5 protein-coding genes are annotated in these 7747 nt (G+C 72.5%); all 5 read left to right on the top strand.

Translation table 11 applies throughout. The annotated features are described in order from the left end of the window. The coding region (locus IO24_RS47290; protein WP_157851336.1) for an amino acid adenylation domain-containing protein at positions 1-2262 on the top strand (2262 nt) is incomplete at its 5' end. A gap of 27 nt (positions 2263-2289) precedes the next feature. Continuing rightward, complete coding sequence (locus IO24_RS0138235; RefSeq protein ID WP_031144189.1) at positions 2290-2502, top strand: MbtH family protein; 213 nt, start codon at positions 2290-2292, stop codon at positions 2500-2502. A gap of 82 nt (positions 2503-2584) precedes the next feature. Beyond that, positions 2585-5926 carry an amino acid adenylation domain-containing protein gene (locus IO24_RS0138230; protein WP_234335378.1) on the top strand — a complete coding sequence of 1114 codons (3342 nt, stop codon included), beginning with the start codon at positions 2585-2587 and terminating at the stop codon, positions 5924-5926. Beyond that, entirely contained in the window at positions 5923-6744 is an 822-nt protein-coding gene (locus IO24_RS42320; RefSeq protein ID WP_051906014.1) for an alpha/beta fold hydrolase, read from the top strand. The genes IO24_RS0138230 and IO24_RS42320 overlap by 4 nt, the downstream gene beginning before the upstream one ends. Beyond that, entirely contained in the window at positions 6741-7733 is a 993-nt protein-coding gene (locus tag IO24_RS0138220) for a methyltransferase (RefSeq protein ID WP_031144183.1), read from the top strand. Before IO24_RS42320 ends, IO24_RS0138220 begins: the two co-directional genes overlap by 4 nt. Positions 7734-7747 lie beyond the last annotated feature (14 nt).

Genomic DNA, 7747 nt, shown 5'->3' with positions numbered 1-7747 from the left:
GGACACGACACCACCGACCCCACCACCACACCCGACCCCGCCCACCCGGCATACGTCATCTACACCTCGGGATCGACAGGTGTACCCAAGGGCGTCACCGTCCCGCACCGGGGACTGGCCAACTTCCTGTGTGACATGAAGAGCCGGGTCGGCGTCCGGGAGGGGGACCGGTTCCTGTCGGTGACGACGATCGCGTTCGACATCGCCGGGCTCGAGATCTACCTGCCGCTCCTGTGCGGCGCGGGATTGGTCCTGCCCGGAGCCGCTGTGGCCAATGAGCCGCATGCCATGGTCGAACTGATCGCCGACGCCGGAGTCACCGTCGTCCAGGCGACGCCTTCGCTGTGGCGGGAGCTGGCGGCGGCATCCGGCGCTACCGGGCTGGGGCTGCGCCGCGTGCTGGTGGGAGGCGAGGCGGTCCCGGCCGCCCTGGCCGAGACCCTGCGCGGCCTCGGACGGTCGGTCACCAATGTGTACGGGCCCACCGAGACGACCATCTGGTCGACGGCCGCCGAGCTGGAGCACACCGGCGACGGAACTGCTCCGCCGATCGGCCGGCCCATCGCCAACACGCGGGTGTACGTCCTGGACGCGGGGCTGCGCCCGGTGCCGCCCGGAGTGCCCGGGGAGCTGTACATCGCGGGGGAGGGGCTGGCCCGGGGCTACCTGAACCGTCCCGGGCTGACCGCGGAACGGTTCACCGCCGATCCCCACGGTGTGCCGGGTACGCGCATGTACCGCACCGGTGACCGGGCGTGCTGGAACAGCGACGGCACCCTGCGCTTCCTGGGCCGCGCCGACGACCAGGTGAAGCTGCGGGGGTTCCGTATCGAACTGGGAGAAGTCGAGGCCGCGTTGGCGGCGTGCCCGGGTGTGGTGAGCGCCGCCGTCGTGATCCGCGAGGACCGGCCGGGTGACCACCGCCTGGTCGGCTATGCGGTGGTCGAGGAGGGCGTGGTCCTGGACCAGCCCGAGGTGCGCGCCCGATTGGGGCGGCTGCTGCCCGAGTACATGGTGCCCACGACCGTCGTCGAGCTCGGCGAACTGCCGTTGACGCCCAACGGGAAGCTGGACCGCAAGGCGCTGCCCGCCCCCGATTACGCCGCCGGGGCCACCCCGGCCCGGGCCCCGGGCACCCCGCACGAGCGGATCATCGCCGGCCTCTTCGCCGAAGTCCTCGGCCTGGACGTCGCCCGGGTCGGCAGCGACGACGGCTTCTTCGCCCTCGGCGGGCACTCGCTGCTGGCCATGCGCCTGATCGGGCGGATCCGTGCCGCGCTGGGTGCCCAGTTGGGGCCCAGGGACCTCTTCGAGGCGCCCACCGTGGCCGGGCTCGCCGAGCGGCTGCGCGGTGCGGCGAAGGTCCGGGGCGACGTCCTGCTGCCGCTGCACCCCGGCGGAGAGCGGGCACCGATCTTCTGCGTCCACCCGGCGGGCGGACACAGCTGGGGCTACTACGGCCTCAAGGACCACCTGCCGCCGGGCCACCCGCTCTACGGCCTCCAGGCCCGCACCCTGCTGCAGGGTGCGGAGCCGCCGGCCACGCTCGCGGCGATGGCGGCGGACTACGTCCAACAGCTGCGCTCGGTGCAGCCCCGTGGTCCCTACCACCTCCTCGGGTGGTCGTTCGGTGGCCTCGTCGCCTTCGAGATGGCCACGCAACTCCAGGAACAGGGCGAGGAGATCGCGCTCCTCGCGCTCCTGGACGCCTTCCCGGCCGCGGTGGAGGACGGCGACGAGGCCGTGCCCGCGGACGAGGACAGCATGCTCAGGATGATCGCCGCGAACGCCGGCTACGATCCGAACGCCATCACCACCGTCCGTGCCGGCGATCCGCTGACCCCGGCCGCGCTGAGCGAGTTCTTCCAGCAGGTCGGCGCGGTGATGGCGAACCTGACGGCCGACGACCTCCACACCTTCGCGCACACGCTGCGGCACAACGCCGGTATCGGCGCGGCGTTCGCACCGGGTGTGTTCCGCGGCGACCTGCTCCTGCTGACGGCGGCACTGGCCCGGGACGGGGCGGAGACCGCCCCCGGGAAGGGACGCCACGCCTGGACAGCGCACGTCACCGGCCGGATCGACGAGTACCGCGTCCCGTGCCGCCACGACGACATGCTGATGCCTCACATCCTGGAGCCGGTGGGAGAGACCCTCTCCCGCGCCCTGCGGCAGGGGCCGTCGCACCTGAACGACGCCCCGTTGCGGCCGGATCCGGAGTCGGAACCACAGCCAGAACCAAGGTCAGAACCGAACCCCTGAGCAAGCCCCACCATCAAGGAGCCAAGGATGACGAACCCCTTCGAGAACCCGGACGGCGCGTACATGGTGCTCGTCAACGACGAGAACCAGCACTCGCTCTGGCCGGTCACCGTGGACGTGCCCGCGGGCTGGACCGTCGCGCACCCGAGCGACACGCGCGAGGCGTGCCTGCGCCACATCGAGGAGAACTGGACCGACATGCGCCCGCGCAGCCTCGCACAGCGCATGGCCGGCAACTGACGACCGGTGCGCGCCCGCGCGCTGCCGTACTGAACGATTCCCCGGCCGTGTGAACCAACCCCGCGCCGAGGAACGGGAGACGATGACAACCAAGGAAAGGGAGATGGGGAAGAGCGTGGGGCCTCCGACCGCCCCTGCCGCCGCCGGCTACGACCGTGCGCGGCATGGCATCCACAATCTGCGCCGCGCCGAGGTCATAGCCGACCCCCGGCTCTACTGGGAGGCGATCTCCGAGCTTCCGCCCGTCTTCTACGACGAGGTGGGAGGCGTCTGGGTCTGCTCCGGGTATGCCGAGTCGGTCGAGATCCTCGCCAACCACCGGGCGTTCTCGTCCGCCCGCCACCATGCCGCCGGCGACCTGGCGGCGCGCGGCATGAGCGGCATCGCGCCGACCGCCGAGACGCTGTCCGCCCAGTTCCTCTTCAACGATCCGCCCGAGCACACCCGGATCAGGAACGCCCTGCGTGGCGAGTTCTCACCGGCCGGCCTGCGCCGGCACGACCCGGCCCTGCGGAAGATCGCCGACGAGGTCCTGGACGCGTTGCCCGAGGCCGGAACCATCGACCTGGTACGGGACTTCGCGGAGCAGCTCCCCGAGCGTCTGATGACCCACCTGCTCGGCATGGCGGGCCGCGGCGCGGAACTCACCGAGTGGGCCGACTGCTACGAGCGCCTCCTCAGCAGCGTCTCCACGTTCCCCAGCCGGGCCGATCTGGCGACGATCCCGCTCTTCGACAAGGCACTCGCCGGTCTGCGCCGACTGGCCGCCGAACGCCTCGCCGTACCCGGCGACGACCTCGTCACCACACTCGCGACGGCCCTGCGGGACGACTTCGACGCCGACGCCTCGGGCGAACCGTCCGCCGAACTCCTCCACCTCGTCGCCGCCAACGCGATGGTGCTGGTCGCCGGCGGTTACCAGACCCTGACGCACCTCGTCTCCACCGGACTGCTGCTGCTCGCCGAGAACCCGGAACAGCTGCGGCGGCTGCGGCAGGACCCCTCGCTGGCCGACTCCGCCGTGGCCGAGACGATGCGCATCGACGGGTCGAGCCAGTACGTGGGACGGCACGCCGTCACCGACATCGAGATCGGCGGGGCGCGGGTGAGGGACGGGGACGGAGTCCTCGTCCTGCTCGCCGCGGCGAACCTCGACCCCCGCAAGTTCACCGACCCCACCGCCTTCGACATCGCGCGCACCGAGGGCCGCCACCTCGGGTTCGGCTCCGGCCCGCACTACTGCCTGGGCGCGCCCTTCGCCGAACGTCTGGCGCGCTGGGCGATCCTCGGCTTCATCGAACGCTACGAGGAGTTCGGGCTCACCCCGGTGGATCCGGACCCGGTGCAGTGGGGGCCGCACTGCAACACGCGCTCCCGGCACCGCGCCCTGATGCTCGTCGGCCGTACGCCCGAGCCCGCCGCGCAGGACGGCCCGCCGGCCGGCCTCCCACCAGCGGCCGGCAAGGCCGACACGTCCGAGGACGCCGCCCGCGGGCAGGCCGAATCGGCTGAAGAGGCCGAAGCAGTACCGGAAGCGAAGACGGTGAGCGACCTCGAACGGCACCAGATCGTCGCCGAGTGGAACGACACCGGCACCGACGACGGCGCCGCCCAGATCTGCTGGCAACTGCTCTTCGAGGAGCGGGCCCGGCTCGCGCCGGACAGCACGGCGGTCGAGGACGAGGGCGTCACCTACTCGTACGCGGACATCGACGCGCGGGCCAACGGGGCCGCGCTCCGCCTGCGTGAACTCGGGGTGGAGCCCGAGACGGTCGTCGCGATCAGCATGGAACGCTCCGTGCAGCTCGTCGTCGCCGTCCTGGCCGTGGCCAAGGCGGGAGGCGCCTTCCTGCTGGCCGCCGCCGACTGCCCCGGCGAGCGCCTGAAGACCATGCTGGCGCAGACGTCGGCCCGGCTGGTCATCGCCGACGACGCCACCGCCGCCCGGATCGCGTCCCTGGACGTCCCGGCCGAGGTCGTCCTCCTCGACCCGGCCGTGCGCGCCTCCGCCCCGCCCATCACCGGCGTCGTGCCGGGCAACACCGCCTATGTCGTGTTCACCAGCGGCACCACGGGCCGGCCGAAGGCCATCGCCAACAGCCACGAGGCGCTGACGAACCTGCACCTCGCCCAGCGACAGGTGTTCCGGATCCGGCCCCAGGACCGGGTGCTGCAGTTCCTGTCGCTGAACTTCGACGGCTGCGTCTCCGAGGTCGTCCTCGCCCTGCTGTGCGGGGCGACCCTCGTCGTCGCGAGGTCCGCACAGCTGACCCCCGGCCCGCCACTGCTGCGGCTGATGCGCGAGAGACGGGTGAGCGCCGCCATCATGACGCCTTCGGTGTGGTCGGTGCTCCCGTCCGATCCACTGCCCGACCTGCGCATCGCCGCCTTCGCAGGCGAGCGGCTGCCCGGCGACCTGGTCCGCCGCTGGACGGCGCGGGGCCGCAGGCTCCTCAACCTCTACGGGCCCGCCGAAGCGGCGGTCTGGTCCACCTGGCACGAGTGCCGGGGTGAGGACGACCCGCCGATCGGGCGCCCCGTGGCGGGCAAGCGGGTCTACGTCCTGGACGACGAACAGCGGCTGCTGCCCGCCGGAAGCCCGGGCGAGCTGTACATCGCCGGTCGCGGAGTCGGCCGCTATCTGGGCCGCCCCGATCTCATGGCCCACTCGTTCGTGCCCGATCCCTTCGCGGGGCGGCCGGGACGGCTGATGTACCGGACCGGTGACGTGTGCGTCTGGCGGGAGGACGGCTCCCTGGAGTACGTCGGCCGCCGCGACCGGCAGGTCAAGATCCGGGGGCAGCGGGTCGAACTCGACGAGGTGGAGCGCGTGCTGGAGAAGGCGCCCGGGGTGGCGTCCTGCCACGCGGTCGAGCGCGACAACCGGCTGCACGCCCTCGTCGTACCCCGGCAGCCTCACGACTGGGACGAGTCGGCGGTACGCCGCTATCTCGCCGAGCGTCTGCACGGCGGCATGATTCCGGCGGTGTTCACCGTCATGGACCAGCTGCCGCTCACCTCGAACGGCAAGGTGGGACAGCGCCACAAGACGGCGGCGCCCGGGACCGGCGCCGACCGGGCCGCGGGTTCGGCCGGGGTCCCGGCCCCCTCGGCGGTGCCCGCGCTGCCTCCCGCTCCGGTGCCCGCGGCCCGTCCCGCACCCGTGGCGGACGCCGGCGGGGGACCGACCCGCCTGACATGGGAGCTGGCCCGGCTGTTCTCGTCGTGCCTGCGCGTGCCGCAGGCCCACGTGAAGCTGGACACCGACTTCTTCTCCGCCGGCGGCGACTCGCTGGCCATGGCCGAGTTCATGGCCGCCGCGGAGGATCGTTTCGGCGTGCTGATCGACATACAGCGACTGCTCGACGAGCCCACCCTGGCCGGACTCGTGCGGCTCGTGAGCGAGGGACGAGAGGCACCGTGAACGTCAACGACACAGCGACACAGGCCGGGCCGGAGCGGGCACGGCCGGCCGTCCGCACCCTGGCGGGCGGAGCGGACAGCACAGCCCGGCCCGTGGTGATCGTGCACGGCTCCCTGGACCGCAGCGCCGCCTTCCGCCGGGTGACCGACCACCTCGCGAACCGTACGGTCCTCGGCTACGACCGGCGCGGCTGGGGCGAGTCCCGCTCGCTCGGCGGATCGGACGTCGACCACCAGGCGCACGTGGACGACCTGCGTGCGGTCCTGGCGGAGCTGGATGCGCCGATCGTGCTCGGGCACAGCTACGGCGCTCTGGTGGCCATGGCCGCCGCTGCCGCCGACCCGTCGCGGGTCACCGCGATCGCCGCCGTCGAACCCCCGGTGCGCTGGCTGCCCTGGTGGCCCGCCGAGGACCCGTGGGAGCGGACCGTGCGCAGCGCCGCCGCCGAGGGCGGCCCCGAGCAGGCCACCCGAACCCTGCTCGCCGAACTCCTCGGCCCCGCGAGCCGCTTGCACCTGGCGCGTGCGCAGCCGTCCGACCTCGCCGCCGACGGGGCGGCTCTCCTCTCCGAGATGACGGACCCCACCGTCGATCTGCCCCGCTTCGACCCGCTGACGTTCCCCACCCCCACCCTGGTGGTGGCCGGATCGCGGTCCGCCACCCACCACCGGGACGTGGCGCGGCGGCTCGCCGAGCTGCTGCCGCACGGCCGGTTCGCCGAGATCCCCGGCGCCGGCCACGCCTCCCACGTCAGCCATCCGCAGGAACTGGCCCAACTGGTACAGGAGATCGACGTGACCGAGGAGCAACCCCGATGATGCCCCGCGCACTTGAGAACACCGTCTACGGACTCATTTCCACCCCGGTACTCCACACGGCCCTCAAGCACGGGGTGTTCGCGTCCCTCGTCGAGGACGGTCCGGCCACGGTGGGAAGCCTCGCCGAGCGCCTCGGCACAGACCAGGACACCCTGGAGCGCATGCTGCTCGTCCTGACGTCCCTGGGGATCGTCCGACGGGCGGCGGGCGGCGAGTTCTCCCTGACCTCCGACGCCGCGCCGTTCCTCGACCGCCGCAGCAGCCGGTACCTGGGTGGCTTCATCGAGCACCTCACGCTGGAGACCCAGGGCCGTCTGGGCCGCCTGGACGCCTACCTCACCCGGGGCAAACCGGCCACGGAAGCGTCCCCGTTCGACGACGTGTACCGCGACGCCGAGTCGCTGCGGGCCTTCATGCGCGCCATGTGGGACCTCAGCTTCGGCATGTCGCAGGAACTCGCCGCCCTCGCCGGGATGGCGGGGACGAAGCACCTGGTCGACGTCGGCGGAGCCACCGGGCCGTTCGCGGTGGCGGCGCTGCTCACCGAACCCGCGCTGCGCGCCACCGTCTTCGACATGCCGGCGGTCGGCCCCCTGGTCGGCGAGGACGCCGAGGCACGTCCGGTCGCCGACCGCCTCGACTTCGTCGGCGGCGACTTCTTCGCGGGCGAACTCCCCCACGGTGACTGCCTCGCCTTCGGGTACATCCTCTCCGACTGGGACGACGACACCTGCGTCATGCTCCTGGAGAAGGCATACCGCGCGTGCCAGGCACCCGGCCGGGTCCTCGTCATGGACCGCCTCTTCGACGACGACCGCAGCGGCCCGCTGGCCACCGCCGCGATGAACCTGGTGATGCACATCGAGATGGCCGGGCGGCACCGCACGGCCGCCGAGTTCATCGCACTGCTGGAGCGGGCCGGGTTCGGTGACTGCGAGGTGCGCAAGGGCAGCGGCGAGAAGCACCTGGTGATCGGGCACAAGAAGTAGCGATCCGGCGCTCT

The organism is Streptomyces flavovariabilis, assembly GCF_000725785.1.
GTDB lineage: Bacteria > Actinomycetota > Actinomycetes > Streptomycetales > Streptomycetaceae > Streptomyces > Streptomyces hawaiiensis.
This window is presented reverse-complemented; position numbering and strand designations above follow the sequence as displayed.